Origin of the sequence: Acinetobacter portensis, assembly GCF_010646905.1 — a bacterium.
Lineage (GTDB): Bacteria > Pseudomonadota > Gammaproteobacteria > Pseudomonadales > Moraxellaceae > Acinetobacter > Acinetobacter portensis.
In genome coordinates, this window is sequence record NZ_JAAARQ010000002.1 from 1555827 (window position 1) to 1571252 (window position 15426).

Sequence of the window (15426 nt, forward strand, 5' to 3'; positions counted from 1 at the left end):
TTGAATGAGAACAAGATTTGTCGATGTTTTGATTTGTGAATAAAATTTGAGTTAAGCTGAATTTGAAAACTGAAGAGCTTATATCTACATGAACTTTGAGTTATTTGAGCCTGAACTGAACGACAATATTTTACCGTGCGATGGCGTGGTGAAAGATTTTGGCTTAATTTTAAATGTAGAACAAAGCGAGAAATATCTACAATATTTTCTAAAACAATTAAATTGGCAAAATGACGAAGTTTATTTACACGGACAATACTTTAAAACAGATCGAAAAGTAGTTTGGTATGGCGATGAACATTTTAAATATTACTATTCAGGTACATTGAAACAAGCGCAAGTTTGGGATGCAGGTCTATTTCGATTAAAGCAACATATTGAAAAATTAGTGGGTCATCCATTTAATTCATGTTTAGCAAATTTATATGAAAATGGTACGCAAGGCGTGGGTTGGCATAGTGATAATGAAGAAGCTTTATCGCCTAAAACAGGAGAAGAAACCGTAATTGCTTCTTTAAGTTTTGGTGCAACACGCAAGTTTAGTTTTAAGCATAAACTTAAAAATCATAAAGTAGATTTAATGCTGCAAAGTGGTCAATTGATTGTGATGCGAGGCACAACGCAACGTGATTGGAAGCATACCTTAATGAAATCTACTCAAATTTTAGAACCCAGAATTAATTTAACATTTCGATATTTTTATCCACCGAAAAATTAAGCAATAAAAAAGCCCATGTATAAATGGGCTTTAATTTTTTCAGATGAATTAAAGTGTTTTTTCTTCTATTTGATTGGCTAAACCTGCAATTTTTTTCTCAATGAGTTCTGCATTTTCTTGCAAAATTGTAATGAGTTTTTGAAGATTTACAAATTCAAAGCGGTTTTTTGAAGCCAAAAGCGTCAAAGCTAATGGGGGCTCTTTACTAGAAAACTTCACAGGAACAGATACACCTGCAATATTTGGATCTAATTCACCATTGGAAAAATAATAACCTTGTTTCTTAATTTTCTTCATTTTTGTCAGAAAATCATTTTCATTGTGAGCAAAATCTACATCTGCAAGCTCTTTCGCAAAACGCTGGTAATAATCCAAAATCCCTTGTTTAGGCAAATGTGCAATCATAATTTTTGCAGATGAGCCAACAAAGACAGGGCGAGGACAACCACGTCCATAAGAGAGCAACATTGTGTTTTGAAAGACTTCATCATGTAGGTCGATACATGAGTCATGATTTAAATGCGTAAGTAAGCAAGAAAACTCTGTGCGTTTTACAATTTCTCGTATAAATGGAATGCTAATTTGAACTAACGGATCTGTGGTGCGAGAAATATAGTCAAGCACTGCAATTTTAGACCCCAGAGTATAGTCACCCGAAGTCCCACTTAGGCGTTGTAATAATTCGGCAGATACAAGCTCTTTTAAATAACGGTAACTCGTAGGTTTAGATAAGCCTAGCTCTTCACTAATAATATCGACATTAATGATAGGGCGAGATAATGAAAATAAATCTAAGACTGTAAGGATTTTACCGAAACTGGAAATTGCCATAGAAATCTGCTTGGTCTAATGAAGAGGACATTTGAATAATAGTCACTATATAGCAAAAATACGGAAAAACGACATCGCTTTTATTGCAATCCTCTTAATGTAAATTAGGTGCTTAGATGTATAGTTTAAGAAAATGGAAGATAATATGTATAAATATCATAAAAATATTAGCTAAATTATCAAATAAAGATATTAAAGTTGACAAATTTGGTTATTTTTGAAAAAATCTGCTTTGAAAATATCCAATGGTGAATAAATAATCTACTTGCTATTGAGCAAATAGTCATCTCCATTTTCTTCCGATATGACAATTTTTTGATCATGTCTATATATGATTTCTTTTACTTGAATAACCTTTAAAAATTTTCGTTAAATGCGAGGATTAAATGACGCTGTATATTTATTTATATGGCGCGATGAAGTTTTCTCTAAAAGAAGTCTCAAACACTTTCAGAGATAAGCTATGTTGCTGACCAAACAAATACTCGCTTTCCGACCCAATAAAATGGATTGGATTTTTGCGACTAAAACGTTTTTGGCGGGTATGTTGGCACTTTATGTCGCATTTTCTTTGAATTTGGCTTATCCCATTTGGGCTGTTGGTACTGTATTTGTGATTGCCAATCCATATTCAGGCATGACATCTTCTAAAAGTTTATATCGAGTATTGGGAACCTTATTAGGGGCAATTGTTTCAATTGTAGTTACGCCTGCTTTAATTAATACACCGTGGATATTTACTTTCTTTTTAGCCTTTTGGGTTGGTTTTTGTCTTTATATTTCATTATTAGATCGAACACCACGCAGCTACATTTGTATGCTGGCAGGTTATACGACGGTTATTATCAGCTATAACATTGTGTATAACATCGATACCAGTTCTGTGTTTGACATGGCAATTGGACGGTTTTTGGAAATTACAGTAGGGGTGGTGTGTAGTGCTATTGTGACCACAACCATTTTTCCAATGCATATTGGGCCTGCGGTCAAAACACGAGTTTCAAAAGCACTTCAAGATACAAGAGAGCTCTTTGAAAAAATCTTAATTGATGAGAAAGAGCTTGGAAACTACAGCACAGCGTTGAGTAGTATTGCACGAGATATTGCCGATATTCATGTCATGGCAGTGCATTTAAGCTATGAAAAATCGACTTTGCAGGGAATGACTAAACCTTTGCAAGAAATGTTGCATCAGCTCAGTATGCTTGTATCGAATTTAGTTTCAATGGCAGAGCGAATTAAGCAATTAGATCAAATTGATATGAAATATCGAGATGCTTTAAAAGTTGCGAATGAACATATTATCGATTTTTTACAGCGAGATCATGATATTTCAGAATTTAAATTAAATGCTTTACCTGAAAGTTTTGATCAAGATTTTGCTGCTATTTCTGCATCTGCAACAGCGTCACAACAAGTCATGTTGCTAAGTTTAAGAATGGATTTACGACATTTTATTCAAAATGTACGGGCGCTCAAACTCATTTGGCAACGTATTCAAAAAGGCGATGCAACATTACCTGAAAGTGTTGCGCCATTAACCACGAATTATCCAAGTTTACACCGTGATTATGGTATGGCGGTTCGTGGTGGTATTTCTGCATTTATTGTTGTGGTTGTTGCTACAGGTTTCTGGATTTTAAGTGGCTGGAAAGCAGGTTTTATGCTTGCTGAAATGGCGGCGATTAGTGCCTGTATTTTAACCTTTATGGATAATCCTGTACCTGCCTTAAAAATATTTATTCGCGGTAACATTTATGCAGGAGTTTTTGTCTTTCTTTATGCTTATGGCATCTTCCCCTACGTTACGGAATTTTGGCAACTCTGTTTGGTACTTGCACCTTTTGTAATGTATTGCCTAATGATGTTTCCGCATCCACCATTAACTGCGCTGGCTTTGCCTTTATTAATGGGAACCATTATGGGGTTGAATCTGCAAAATCGTTATGTTCTAGATCAGGTTTTCTTTTTTGATGCATCTATTGGAACGGTGATTGGTCCAATTATTTCTGTTTATGTGATTCATTTGGTTCGTGCAATGTCACCAGATATTACGGCTCAACGTATTTTATCTTTACATTACAAAGCCATTCGACAAGCTCTATACATTCCATATGGTGTGAATTTCAGAATTCACTTGCGCGGTATGTTAGATCGGATTGGTATCTTAAATACAAAAGTGGTTCAGTCCGATTCCTTAAAGAAAAATATTCATTTGGCACTGATTGAATCTAGTGCTGTGATTGATTTAACGCGTATTCAAGAGCTTATGAATAAGATGGATGATCAACTGAGTATCTTCCAAAGTTTGGCAGATTTACAGTCTTATTTAGATGACTATTTCCGCGCCAAAGAATTACATCAAGCAGAAGATGAGCTTCGAAATACCTTGCTTAATAAAATCCAAAATATTCAGCAAGAAGCATTTGTGTTGGATGATATTAATATTGCACAGCGTTTACAGGTTTCTTTAAATAATATTCAAAGCAGTTTATGTCATGCAACTTTTGATGAAACGGCACAAGTACATTTGGTGAGTGCATAAACATGGGTGAACTCAATATATATGGCGTGTATGTGCCAATTTTTTTAATTCAAAGTGTGCTTGCATACATGGTTTTACGCATTGTAATGATTGGTACAGATCGTTTAGTTGAAAACGGCTGGATCCCATTACCGAGCGTTTTTAATTTGTGTTTGTATCTCATCTTGTTATGGCTAATCCATTGGGGTTTTATCGTGTGTTTTGCATAAGCGCACAATCTATTGAAATGAACGAGGTAAAATGAAAATGGCATCCTTTGATTTACGTAAAATCATACGACCGCTTGGTTTTTTAGTGGTTGCGATTCTTGCAATATTCGCAATTAAACACATTTGGAATTATTACAATTCTGAGCCGTGGACACGTGATGGGCGTGTAAGAGGAGATGTCATTCAATTATCTTCTGATGTTTCAGGTTTAGTCACAGAAGTATTCGTTCAAGACAACCAAACAGTCAAGAAAGGGCAAGTGCTTTTTAAAATTGATGTTGCTCGACAAGCTTTAGATGTTGAGCAGGCACGTTCAGATTTAGCAAAAGCCAAGGCGAGTTTGGCTGGTGCTGAGGCTGAGTTATTGCAAGCAAAAGCAAACGTAGCGAAATCAAAAGCAAATAGTAATTTGGCAGATAAAAATGCAAGTCGTTATGCAAGTTTGATGGATGGCGCAATTTCAAAACAAGAACAAGATCAAATGTTTGCTGTGCGAGATCAATCACATGCAGAACATGAGCAATTGCAAGCCGCTATTGAACAAGCAAAAGCCAATATTATTCAGCAAAAAGCACTCATTGAGGTCGCAACCAGTAGCGTACATTTGGCTGAGCTAAATCTACATCGTTCAGAAGTTGTAGCACCTGCCGATGGCACATTATCTAATTTTGAATTAAAAGAAGGTAATTATGTAAAAGTTGGACAAGCTGTCGCGGCTTTATTAGACCGACAACAGTTATATGTTGTGGGTTATTTTGAAGAAACGAAACTGAATAAAATTTATGTTGGTGCGCCCGCAACTATTCAATTAATGGGAGATTCTCATAAGCTCAAAGGTCATGTTCAAGGCATGGCATCGGGTATTGAAGATAGAGAGCGAACCTCAACGACTGGATTATTGGCAAATGTAAATCCAACATTCAGCTGGGTTCGTTTAGCACAACGTGTTCCTGTGAAAATTGTTTTGGATGAAATTCCAAAAAATGAATTGGCATTTGTTGCAGGTCGCACAGTTACTGTACATATTTTAGAAGATAAAAAATAAAAAACCGTCGTTCATTTCATAAAAAAGCATCCTAATTGGGATGCTTTTTTATTTGTGGGCTAAGGCGTTAAACCTTCAGGGTTTCTATACCAACTTTCAATAAATAAAGCCGCAGCAATACTATCTGCAGAAAGTTTTTTGCCACGACCTTGTGCTTGATAATGATCGAGTTCATCACGTGCTTCACGTGTGGTTAAACGCTCATCGACCATTAAGGTTTCTATGTTGGTTTGATGGCGTAAACGACGTGCAAATTTACGAGAACGCGTTGAAAGTTCAGATTCGGTATCATCCATATTTAATGGTAAACCCACTAAAAAAAGAGTGGGTTGATACTGTTTCACAATTTTTAAAAGTTCATCCCAGTTTGGAATTCCATCTTTCATGGGAAATAAAGCAAGAGGATTGGCACTTTCAATGAGAGATTGACCAACAGCCATCCCCATTTTTTGAGTACCAAAGTCAAACGCCATAATCATGTGTGGCGCGGATAAATCAGGCATGACCAATCTCGGAAGATAACCATGTACGGTTTACGCCCATTTTTTTATAGGCAGCATCCCAACGGTCGTCATAAGGTAAGTTAAAAATTAAATCCATATCGGAGTCGCAAATGAGCCAATCACCACGAGAAATTTCTTGCTCTAGTTGGTTTTTGTCCCAGCTTGCATAGCCTAACGCAACTTGGTAACGACCAACACCTTCATTGTGTGCAATTGCATCTAAAATATCTTTAGATGTGGTAAGACACACATTTTCACCTATCGCAACAGATGATAGCCAAATGGGTTGACCTGTATGAAGTACAAAGCCTGCTTCTGGGCGTAAAGGACCACCTTGTAAAACATCGTGTGGATTTACATGATCGGCTTCTATATCGAGGTCATTTAAGAGTTCTTTAATTTGAAGACCAGAAGGGCGATTAATGATAATGCCTTGAGCGCCATCTTCATCGTGACGAGCTAAATAGATGACGGTATTTGCAAAGAAAGCATCATCCATATCTGGTGGAGCAATAAGACAACGATGCATCAAATATTGTTTCGGCACCTAAAGGCTTCTCCTAAATTGATCAATTAATAAATGTCTATTTTAATAAATAAGTGACACAAACTTTGTTGTTTCACTCAATTATTTTTACATTTCAATTTTTAGTTTGTTTGTTAGACAGGTTGAAATTTCAATTGGCGTAATTGTTTCGCATGTTGAAGGGTGGTTTCATTCAGTTCTATTCCCCCTGTCATACGTGCAAGTTCAAGAACTCGATCATCTTCTTCTAAGTCAATAATCGTACTACTTGCAGGGTCGGTTTGACGCTTTTTCACAAGTAAGTGTTGATCGGATTGTGCGGCAACTTGTGCTTGGTGGGTAATACATAAAATTTGAACATGTTGCCCTAAACCTGCAAGCAAACGACCGACTATTTCTGCTGTACCACCACTAATACCCACATCAATTTCATCGAAGACTAAAACCTCAGCTTCTGTTTTTTCAGCATTCATAACTTGCATGACTAAGGCGATACGAGATAATTCACCACCCGAAGCAACACGTGCTAAAGGCTGAGCAGGGATGCCCTTATTTGCTGTAAATAAAAGCTGAATAAAGCTTAAACCTTCACTTGAGACTTGTTCTAAAGGTTCAAATTTAAATTCGAAATGAGCTTCGGGTAACGCAAGTTGTTTCACTTGTTCTGTAAGATGTTTAGCTAAAGGAAGCGAAGCCTCGCGACGAATATTATCTAAATGTTGCGCTTTGGCTAAAAAGTCTTGATGTGAAGCTTCTACTTGTTCCGCTAGTGCTTCAGGGTCTTCTAGTTGATGTAGCTGCTCAAGCTCAGACTGCCAAGCATCATATTCTTCTTTGAGTGTTTCAGGCTGTGTTCTATATTTACGTGCTAAACGATGGAAAACTTCAAGTTTAGAATTTAACTCTTCCATACGTTCAGGGTCGAAACTTTGTTTATCGATGAAATTACGTAAATTTGCAGTTGCATCATCTAGTTCACTTTGAGCATTCAAGAGTGATGTGTAAATTTCAGCGAGTTGTTCACTGCGTCCAGAATGTGACTCTAAACGACGTAAAATAGATGCAATTTCTTGATTGATATTTTGTTCGGCATCATCAATTGCGCTAAGAGCATAACCACAATCTTGCATGATATTTTCATGGTGACTCAGGCGGTCGAACTCTTGTTCAATTTCTTTGTAATCGACTTGAACTAAATCTTCAAGTTCTTCGATTTGAAGTTCTAAGGTTTCTATACGTTGTTTACGCGTTGCTTGAGCATCCAATGCAGATTGATGCTGACGGATATCTTTTTGCCATTTGCTATACGCATCACGGACATCTTGAGCAGGTATATAGAAATTATTGTAGCGATCTAACCAATGTTTTGGATAAGGTGGTTCTAATAGTTGTTGTTGGCTGTGCTGACTATAAAGCTGCACGAGTAAGCGTCCAATTTCTTTTAATTCAGACAAGCTACTTGGGCGACCATTAATCCACGCTTTGCTTCGACCTGTGGCAAAAATTACACGACGTAAAAGAATTTCGCCAGATTCATCTGCTAATTCTTGCTCTTTTAGCCATAATGCTTCGGGGCTATTTTCTTTATAGCTGAATGTTGCAGTGACATCTGCTTTTTCAGAGCCAAAGCGAACATAATTGGTATCTGTTCTTTCGCCCAAACAAGCAGAAAGCGCATCGAGTAATAATGATTTTCCTGCGCCAGTTTCACCCGTAAGAACGTTAAAACCTTCTTCAATATCAATAGCTAAATGTTCGGCTAATGCGAAATTAATCAGAGTTAAATGTGTCAGCATAAACGCATCCAAGCTGCGAAAAGTTTAGTTAAAGGTCGTCAAGTTTTGTTTTTTGATACAAAATCAGATTAATTCTATCTTAAAATAACGCTAAAAATAATACTGATTAGAATTAAACAGACCATTCAAAATAAAAGGGAATTTCTTAAATATACGCTAAATATAGGGTTTAGAGCATGTTTTTTCATAGGAATTAAACATCTCTTTGTAAAGATGATGAAGATCTTATTGAATTGAAAACATTTTAAGTGATTGTAGGAGAGAGTCTTGCTTGAAACCTAATCGTGAAATATAAGTATGGAATATTTCTTGCTATGCAAAAGTCATCTGAAACTTTAGTGAGTATTGTGCAAAAAGTGATTTGTACTTATGGTGTAGTTGCTTTAAAATTCTGTGAAATTGAGGTGAGTAGGCAAAAGCAAAAGCATCATTTATGCTTAAGTTTGAAGCGTATTGTTTTACCTATAAAGAGATTAATTGGTCTATTTATCTTTCTAAATAAACTAATTATAAAATATAAAAACGCGTTATTTGGAGAGTACGCATGTCAGCCCAGTTTGATCATGTATCTGTAGTAAAAAAATCGAATGTTTATTTTGATGGGTTATGTGTCAGCCACACTGTTCAATTTGAAGATGGAACAAAAAAGACATTAGGCGTACTTTTACCAAGTAAACAAGAACTCACTTTTGCAACTCATGTTCCTGAGCGTATGGAAATTATTTCAGGTGAATGTCGTGTACGCATTGCCGATAATGAAGAAAGCGAATTGTTTCGTGCAGGACAATCATTCTATGTGCCTGGAAATAGTCGTTTTAAAATTGAAGCAGATGAAGTTGTAGATTATGTTTGCCATTTGGGTGGTTAAGCATTAAATCAGAAGATTCAGACAAAGAAATTTTAGCCTAAATCGGTTAAACTAATGATTCAGCATAAATCCTGTAAAGTCTGCTTTGCAGGATTTTTCTTTTTGTATTATCAGTCAACATGTTAGAGGTCGTTCATGGCAAAAACTGAATATTTTTATGGCATTCACTCGGTGGAGTCATTGTTGGAGCTTGAACCAGAACGAGTTTTAACACTATTTTCTTTAAAGGGTAGAGATGATCTACGTTTGAAGCGTGTACTTGAATTGGCTGAACCTTTTGGTATTAGCGTACAACAAGCCAGTAAAGACAAATTAGAAAAGCTTGCAGGACAGCCTTTCCATCAAGGTGTGGTTGCTGCTGTACGTTCGCATCCAACATTAAATGAAAAAGACCTTGATGAGCTTTTAACTCAAAATCCTCAAGCACTTTTATTGGCACTTGACCATATTACAGACCCGCATAATTTAGGTGCATGTATTCGTACTGCTGCGGCAATGGGTGTGGAAGCCGTGATTGCACCACGTGATCGTTCTGCAACATTAACGCCTACAGCACGTAAAGTAGCTGCAGGTGGCGCAGAAAAAGTGAAGTTTATCCAAGTCACAAATTTGGCACGTACATTAGATCAAATGAAAGAAGATTATAATGTTCGTGTTGTAGGCACGATGCTTGATGAAAAAGCATTACCTATTCAGAGTTTCGACTTTACTGGAACAGGTATTTGTGTGGTGATGGGCGCAGAAGATACAGGTTTACGTCCAATTACTCAGGCTCAGTGTGATCAAACTGTATATATTCCAATGGCAGGAAATTTACAGAGTTTAAATGTCAGCGTTGCAACAGGGATGGCTTTGTATGAAGCTTGCCGTCAACGTAATGTTAATTCATAAAAGCTGCACAACTAGATGACATCAAGAACACAAGGCTATATTTATGTCCTAATCTCCATGTTGATTTGGGGCGGTTTTACTTTAACGTCACGGTTAAATGTAAAATGGGGGATTGAAGCGTGGGATATTACCGCACTGCGCTTTGCTTTAGCCTTTGTGATTCTTGTGCCAATTTTAATTTATAAAAAAGACACCGCTTTTTTATGGAAAAAGAAGCCTTTTATCTTGGCGATGATTGGTGGTGTTGGTTATTGTTTAACGGCATATTCAGCATTTCATTATGTACCTGCAGCACATGCCGCTATTTTTTTAAATGGTTTTATTCCTTTATGTACCGCCTTTGCAGGTTTCTTGCTTTTCAAATATGCCTTCGATAAACATACATGGCTCAGTGTCATCATCATGATTGCATCTATTAGCGTCATGAGTTTACTTATGTATAGAGAAACAGGTGTTGCTTTTGGTTTAGGTGATTTGCTGTTTGTTTTAAGTGCAATGTGGTGGGGAGTGTTTTCGGTACTTTTGCGCCAATGGAAACTTTCTGCATGGCATGCAATGTCTAGTGTAGCAATTTGGTCGGCAATTGTTTATTTGCCAATTTATATATTATTTTTACCCAAGCATTTATCTGAACCCGAGCCCATCCATCTTATGGCGCAAATGCTCTTTCATGGCGTATTTGTTGTAATTATTGCAACGCTTGCTTATGTAGAAGCCATTAAGCGCTTGGGTGCATTTAAAACAGGAAGTATTGTGACACTTGCGCCTTTTATGGCGGCAGTGATTGCAGTGCCCGTATTGGGTGAGCCTTTAAGTTTGGCTATTATTTGTGGCTTAATTGGTATGGCAATTGGTGCTTTGCAACCTTGGCGATGGTTTGGTCGGAAAGACAGTTTAGAAGTCCAACTTGAGCAACAAAAAAAGCAGTCTAATTAAGACTGCTTTTTTGATAGTGCTAAATACTTTTGATGTAGGGTTTTCAGCTTTTCATATAAATGATCAAGATGCCCATCATTTAACACAATATCATCTGCTAATTTTTGTTTTTCTATACGTGGCATTTGCGCTTGAATGATGCTTTTAATTTGCTCAATATTTTGCCCATCACGTTGCGATGCGCGTTCAATTTGTAACTCTTCTGATGCATCTATGAGTAAGGTGCGATGTGTTAATTGATACTGTTTACTTTCAAAAAGTAGCGGTGAAACCAAAATAACATAATCACTTTGAGCTTTAGCTAACTGTTGAATAATAGAGCTTCGAATAGCAGGGTGGGTAATATTTTCTAAGGTTTTACGTGCGCTTGGATCTGCAAAAATGTGTTCACGTAATGCACGTCGATTCAGTTCACCATTTTCAAGTAAAACCCAATCACCAAAAGCTTGTTGAATTTGAGCCAAGGCAGGTTGTCCAATCATCACGATTTCACGGGCAACAATATCGGCATCTACAACAACAATGTTTTGAGATTCAAACCACTGACTAGCAGCCGATTTTCCGCTACCAATTCCACCTGTTAAACCCAAAATAAATGACATATTTAACTTAGCTGCCCTAAATATAATTGCATGATTTGTTCCCCCCAAAGAAAGGCAATCCAACCTGCTATTGCAATATAAGGACCAAATGCGAAAGGTTGATTTTCTTTGCGGACTTTTATCAAAATGATACCAATAATAGCACCAACCAATGATGAAAGTAGAACAATGAGTGGGAGCATAAGTGGTCCCATCCATGCGCCTAAGGCAGCAAGCAATTTAAAGTCACCATAGCCCATGCCTTCTTTGCCTGTCACCATTTTAAAAATGTAGTACACAATCCAAAGGCATAAGAAACCAATGATATAACCCCAAATTGCAGAAGTTGGTGTTGTGAAAAGACCAAAGCTATTAATTGCTAAACCAATAGCAGCTAAAGTGAGTGTATAGCGGTCTGGCAAAAGTTGTGTATCAAAATCGATAAAGGTTAAAGCAATTAAAATCCATGTTAAAACTAAGCCGAATAGCATTTGAAGTGTAGGCCCAAATACAGCGACAACAATGAGTGATGCTGTTGCTGTAAGTAGTTCAATGAGTGGATAGCGTATGTTAATTGGATTTTTACAGCTTCCACATTTCCCTTTTAAAAATATCCAACTAATCACAGGAATATTTTGATACCAACGAATAGCAGATTGGCATTTTGGGCATGTTGAATCGGGTTTGCTTAATGTGATTTTTGTTTCATCGATGATGGGTTGTTCAGGATGTAATAAAAATTGGCAATCTGTACGCCATTCTTGTTCCATCATTTTCGGGGTTCGATAAATCACAACATTTAAAAAACTACCAATACATAAACCAAAAAGCCCAACTGCAATATAAAGCGCAGTTGGGTTTGAAATAAAATAAGAGATTAATTCTTGCATTAAACCACAGAACCCATTTGGAAAATTGGAAGGTACATCGCAATAACAAGACCACCTACAAGTACACCAAGCACAGCCATAATAAGTGGTTCCATCATTGATGTTAAACCATCTACAGCATTATCGACTTCATTTTCATAGTGAGTCGCGACTTTATCTAACATAGAGTCGAGCGCACCTGATTCTTCACCAATCGCCACCATTTGAATTGCCATTGATGGAAAAACGTTAGTTGCTCGCATTGCAAATTGAAGTTGTTGCCCCGTCGAAACATCATCTCGAATACGCATGACAGCTTCTTCATAAACGACATTATTTGTTGCACCTGCTGTTGATTCTAAGGCATCAATAAGGGGTACACCTGCTGCAAAGGTGGTTGCTAGTGTGCGGCTATAACGTGCAATAATTGCTTTATAAACAAGATCACCAAAAATAGGGGCTTTTAAAGCAAGTTTATCGAGTAAATCTCGGAATGGTTTACTGCGTTTTTTTGCCTGTAAGAAGCCAGCAATAGTTGCTGCAATCGCAATAATTAAAATAAACCAATATTTCTGCATCCATTCAGACATATTGACCACCATTCTGGTAAATGCTGGTAATTCTGCACCAAAAGAGGTAAATAACTCTTCAAATACAGGAACTACTTTCACCATCAAAATAATAGTAACAACGAGCGCAACGATAACGACAGTAATAGGATACTTCATGGCTTTCTTAATTTTTTGTTTTAGAAGCTCACTTTTTTCTTTGTAAATTGCAACACGATCTAGCATGGTTTCGAGTGCACCCGATTGTTCGCCAGATTCAACCAGTGAGCAAAAGAGTTTGTCAAAATATTGAGGATACTTTTTTAATGCACCTGCAAAAGTATTACCGCCTTCAACTTCTCCTTTAATGCCTACAACCACTTCACGCATTGCAGGATTATCTAAACCTTCAGCAACAATTTCAAAGCTTTGAACTAAAGGAACACCTGCTTTCATCATGGTTGCAAGCTGACGCGTAAAAATTGTAATGTCTAAAGTAGTTACTTTTTTCTTAAAAAGCCCCTCGAGAATATTTTTTTTCTTTTCTCGAATGGATTTAATGGTAATTCCTTGCTTGCGTAAGGTAACTTTAGCCAAAGCCATATTACGAGCTGGAATTTCCCCTTTAAGTTTAGCCCCTTTACGGTCAACTCCATCGTATATGAAGGTGGGCATCATCTGTGCTTTTTTGACAGCCATGCGTCGTTATCCTTATTTTGAATCTTTATTTATTCACTCGTCACACGATTTACTTCTTGTAAAGAAGTTACCCCTTGCATGACTTTTAATAAACCTGATCGGCGTAAATTGTTATAGCCTGCTTTTGCGGAAGCTTCTGCAATTTGAAGTGCATTACCATCTTCCATAATAATTTTTGAAATTTCGGGTGTTACTTTCATTACTTCATAAATACCAACACGTCCTTTATAGCCATCACGACACTCAGAACAGCCAACAGGTTGGAATATTTTAAGGTCAGGATTTGCTAAATCATCTGCTGTAAAGCCCATTTCTAATAAGCTCTGTTCAGGAACATCAGATGGCGTTTTACAGTGAGGACATAAGCGACGTGCTAAACGCTGTGCAATTACTAGATTTACAGATGTTGCAATATTGAAAGATTGAACGCCCATATTTCTTAAACGCGTTAAAGTTTCAGGCGCGCTGTTGGTATGTAATGTAGACATGACCATATGACCTGTTTGTGCTGCTTTAATTGCAATTTCAGCAGTTTCCAGATCACGAATTTCTCCGACCATCACAATATCAGGATCTTGTCGTAGGAACGATTTTAATGCGGCAGAGAAAGTTAAACCAATTTTATTGTTTACGTTAACTTGGTTAATACCTTCTAAGTTAATTTCCACAGGATCTTCGGCAGTAGAAATATTGGTATCTTCACGGTTAAGAATATTCAAACCTGTATATAGAGATACTGTTTTACCTGAACCAGTTGGACCCGTGATTAAAAGCATACCTTGAGGTTTATCTAGAGCATCCATGAACAGTGCTTTTTGCTCAGGTTCATAACCTAAAGCATCAATACCCAACATTGCACTCGATGGATCTAAAATACGCAGTACCAGTTTTTCACCAAACAATGTTGGAAGTGAGTTCACACGAAAATCGATGGCTTTGGTTTTTGAAATTTTTAATTTGATACGACCATCTTGTGGCACACGCTTTTCTGAGATATCCATTTGGGACATCACTTTTAAACGTGAAGCTAAACGATTTGCAAGTTGTAGTGGGGGAGTAGCAATTTGACGTAAAACACCATCTACACGGTAGCGAACACGATATGATTTTTCGTAAGGCTCAAAGTGTAAATCTGAAGCACCCATACGAATGGCATCTACCAAAAGTTTATTAATGTATTTAACAATAGGCGATTCATCACCTGTAGGATCATCATTTTCCTGATTGTCTTGATTGGTATCTATTTCTTCAACTTCTAAATCGAAGTCATCATCGCCAAATTCAAAGCTACCACTATCGGCATAAATATTTTCAATAACTTTGTCTAACTTGTCAGCTTCAACAATAATCGCTTCAACATTCATCTTACTGTTAAAACGAATAGCATCCATTGCTTCTATATTGGTTGGATTGCTCGTTGCGACATAAAGAAGGTTGCCGCGACTAAAAATAGGCAACACTCGATGTTTAGTAATTATTTTGTCATCGATTCCTTCTTTAACCAACATGTCTGTATTGTATACGGATAGGTCAAAAATTGGCTCACCAAATTCTGTAGCAATCGTTTCGGCAATCAGGAGTGATGAAATTTTTAGGTTTTGAATTAAATAGGGAACAATGTCTTGCCCAGCTTTTTTTGCACTGATAATTGCATTTTGCATAGCTGCCGCATCAACAACCCCATTTTCAACGAGGCGTCGAATAAAGCCGGTAAATTTCGGTATAGATTGTGTGACTGACATCCCCGAGGTCCTTAAAAAAAATAATGTTTATAATTGGTATAATAAAATTATACTTTTGTTACGAAAAAATACCACATGTAAAATGAATATCCCTAGTTAAGTCTGCATAATAAATGTGA

Annotated in this window: 15 protein-coding genes; 7 read left to right on the forward strand and 8 right to left on the reverse strand. The window is 37.0% G+C overall.

The window, feature by feature from the left end; all coding sequences use genetic code 11:
• The first annotated feature begins 88 nt into the window (after window positions 1-88).
• Window positions 89-718 (forward strand): alpha-ketoglutarate-dependent dioxygenase AlkB family protein, encoded by a 630-nt coding sequence (locus tag GTK57_RS07410; protein ID WP_163122240.1) that lies wholly within the window; start codon window positions 89-91, stop codon window positions 716-718.
• A gap of 48 nt (window positions 719-766) precedes the next feature.
• Here the strand turns inward: GTK57_RS07410 and GTK57_RS07415 are convergent, their stop codons facing one another.
• Window positions 767-1549 (reverse strand): IclR family transcriptional regulator, encoded by a 783-nt coding sequence (locus tag GTK57_RS07415; protein WP_163122243.1) that lies wholly within the window; start codon window positions 1547-1549, stop codon window positions 767-769.
• 463 nt (window positions 1550-2012) lie between these two features.
• On the opposite strand from GTK57_RS07415, the gene GTK57_RS07420 reads away from it, so the two are divergent.
• From GTK57_RS07420 to GTK57_RS07430, 3 genes are read left to right on the forward strand one after another with little or no spacing between them, the layout of a single operon-like run.
• Window positions 2013-4094, forward strand: a complete 2082-nt coding sequence (locus GTK57_RS07420; protein ID WP_163122246.1) for an FUSC family protein — start codon at window positions 2013-2015, stop codon at window positions 4092-4094.
• A 2-nt stretch (window positions 4095-4096) separates the two neighbouring features.
• Complete coding sequence (locus GTK57_RS07425) at window positions 4097-4303, forward strand: DUF1656 domain-containing protein (protein ID WP_152873339.1); 207 nt, start codon at window positions 4097-4099, stop codon at window positions 4301-4303.
• Between the two features lie 37 nt (window positions 4304-4340).
• Entirely contained in the window at window positions 4341-5348 is a 1008-nt protein-coding gene (locus tag GTK57_RS07430) for an HlyD family secretion protein (RefSeq protein WP_152873404.1), read from the forward strand.
• Between the two features lie 59 nt (window positions 5349-5407).
• On the opposite strand, the gene ruvX is transcribed toward GTK57_RS07430, so the two are convergent.
• The 3 genes from ruvX to recN all read right to left on the reverse strand — a co-directional run bounded on the left by ruvX (window position 5408) and on the right by recN (window position 8173).
• Window positions 5408-5851, reverse strand: a complete 444-nt coding sequence (gene ruvX / locus GTK57_RS07435; RefSeq protein WP_163122249.1) for a Holliday junction resolvase RuvX — start codon at window positions 5849-5851, stop codon at window positions 5408-5410.
• Window positions 5844-6398 carry a YqgE/AlgH family protein gene (locus GTK57_RS07440; protein ID WP_163122252.1) on the reverse strand — a complete coding sequence of 185 codons (555 nt, stop codon included), beginning with the start codon at window positions 6396-6398 and terminating at the stop codon, window positions 5844-5846. The genes ruvX and GTK57_RS07440 overlap by 8 nt, the downstream gene beginning before the upstream one ends.
• Before the next feature lie 113 nt (window positions 6399-6511).
• Complete coding sequence (gene recN, locus GTK57_RS07445; RefSeq protein ID WP_152873343.1) at window positions 6512-8173, reverse strand: DNA repair protein RecN; 1662 nt, start codon at window positions 8171-8173, stop codon at window positions 6512-6514.
• Window positions 8174-8717: 544 nt separating this feature from the next.
• Between recN and ppnP the strand changes: the two genes are divergently transcribed.
• The 3 genes from ppnP to GTK57_RS07460 all read left to right on the forward strand — a co-directional run bounded on the left by ppnP (window position 8718) and on the right by GTK57_RS07460 (window position 10868).
• The gene (ppnP, locus tag GTK57_RS07450) at window positions 8718-9041 is read left to right on the forward strand and encodes a pyrimidine/purine nucleoside phosphorylase (protein WP_152873345.1); all 324 of its coding nucleotides are present in this window, start codon (window positions 8718-8720) and stop codon (window positions 9039-9041) included.
• Window positions 9042-9176: 135 nt separating this feature from the next.
• Entirely contained in the window at window positions 9177-9932 is a 756-nt protein-coding gene (gene rlmB / locus GTK57_RS07455) for a 23S rRNA (guanosine(2251)-2'-O)-methyltransferase RlmB (protein ID WP_163122255.1), read from the forward strand.
• A 15-nt stretch (window positions 9933-9947) separates the two neighbouring features.
• Window positions 9948-10868 carry a DMT family transporter gene (locus GTK57_RS07460; RefSeq protein WP_163122258.1) on the forward strand — a complete coding sequence of 307 codons (921 nt, stop codon included), beginning with the start codon at window positions 9948-9950 and terminating at the stop codon, window positions 10866-10868.
• On the opposite strand, the gene coaE is transcribed toward GTK57_RS07460, so the two are convergent.
• From coaE to pilB, 4 genes are read right to left on the reverse strand one after another with little or no spacing between them, the layout of a single operon-like run.
• On the reverse strand, window positions 10865-11470 hold the full coding sequence (gene coaE / locus GTK57_RS07465) for a dephospho-CoA kinase (protein WP_163122261.1): 606 nt from the start codon (window positions 11468-11470) through the stop codon (window positions 10865-10867). The genes GTK57_RS07460 and coaE overlap by 4 nt on opposite strands.
• 2 nt (window positions 11471-11472) lie before the next feature.
• A complete protein-coding gene (locus GTK57_RS14795) occupies window positions 11473-12339 on the reverse strand; it encodes a prepilin peptidase (protein ID WP_163122263.1) in 867 nt (288 codons plus the stop codon).
• Complete coding sequence (locus GTK57_RS07475) at window positions 12339-13565, reverse strand: type II secretion system F family protein (protein WP_163122266.1); 1227 nt, start codon at window positions 13563-13565, stop codon at window positions 12339-12341. Before GTK57_RS07475 ends, GTK57_RS14795 begins: the two co-directional genes overlap by 1 nt.
• A 29-nt stretch (window positions 13566-13594) precedes the next feature.
• Entirely contained in the window at window positions 13595-15307 is a 1713-nt protein-coding gene (gene pilB / locus GTK57_RS07480) for a type IV-A pilus assembly ATPase PilB (RefSeq protein WP_163122270.1), read from the reverse strand.
• Between the last annotated feature and the right edge of the window lie 119 nt (window positions 15308-15426).

Bases quoted from the DNA above. Each gene is read 5' to 3' on its own strand.
- GTK57_RS07410 (WP_163122240.1), top strand. From the start codon at position 89: ATGAACTTTGAGTTATTTGAGCCTGAACTGAACGACAATATTTTACCG.
- GTK57_RS07415 (WP_163122243.1), bottom strand. From the start codon at position 1,549: ATGGCAATTTCCAGTTTCGGTAAAATCCTTACAGTCTTAGATTTATTT.
- GTK57_RS07420 (WP_163122246.1), top strand. From the start codon at position 2,013: ATGTTGCTGACCAAACAAATACTCGCTTTCCGACCCAATAAAATGGAT.
- GTK57_RS07425 (WP_152873339.1), top strand. From the start codon at position 4,097: ATGGGTGAACTCAATATATATGGCGTGTATGTGCCAATTTTTTTAATT.
- GTK57_RS07430 (WP_152873404.1), top strand. From the start codon at position 4,341: ATGGCATCCTTTGATTTACGTAAAATCATACGACCGCTTGGTTTTTTA.
- ruvX (WP_163122249.1), bottom strand. From the start codon at position 5,851: ATGCCTGATTTATCCGCGCCACACATGATTATGGCGTTTGACTTTGGT.
- recN (WP_152873343.1), bottom strand. From the start codon at position 8,173: ATGCTGACACATTTAACTCTGATTAATTTCGCATTAGCCGAACATTTA.
- ppnP (WP_152873345.1), top strand. From the start codon at position 8,718: ATGTCAGCCCAGTTTGATCATGTATCTGTAGTAAAAAAATCGAATGTT.
- rlmB (WP_163122255.1), top strand. From the start codon at position 9,177: ATGGCAAAAACTGAATATTTTTATGGCATTCACTCGGTGGAGTCATTG.
- GTK57_RS07460 (WP_163122258.1), top strand. From the start codon at position 9,948: ATGACATCAAGAACACAAGGCTATATTTATGTCCTAATCTCCATGTTG.
- coaE (WP_163122261.1), bottom strand. From the start codon at position 11,470: ATGTCATTTATTTTGGGTTTAACAGGTGGAATTGGTAGCGGAAAATCG.
- GTK57_RS14795 (WP_163122263.1), bottom strand. From the start codon at position 12,339: ATGCAAGAATTAATCTCTTATTTTATTTCAAACCCAACTGCGCTTTAT.
- GTK57_RS07475 (WP_163122266.1), bottom strand. From the start codon at position 13,565: ATGGCTGTCAAAAAAGCACAGATGATGCCCACCTTCATATACGATGGA.
- pilB (WP_163122270.1), bottom strand. From the start codon at position 15,307: ATGTCAGTCACACAATCTATACCGAAATTTACCGGCTTTATTCGACGC.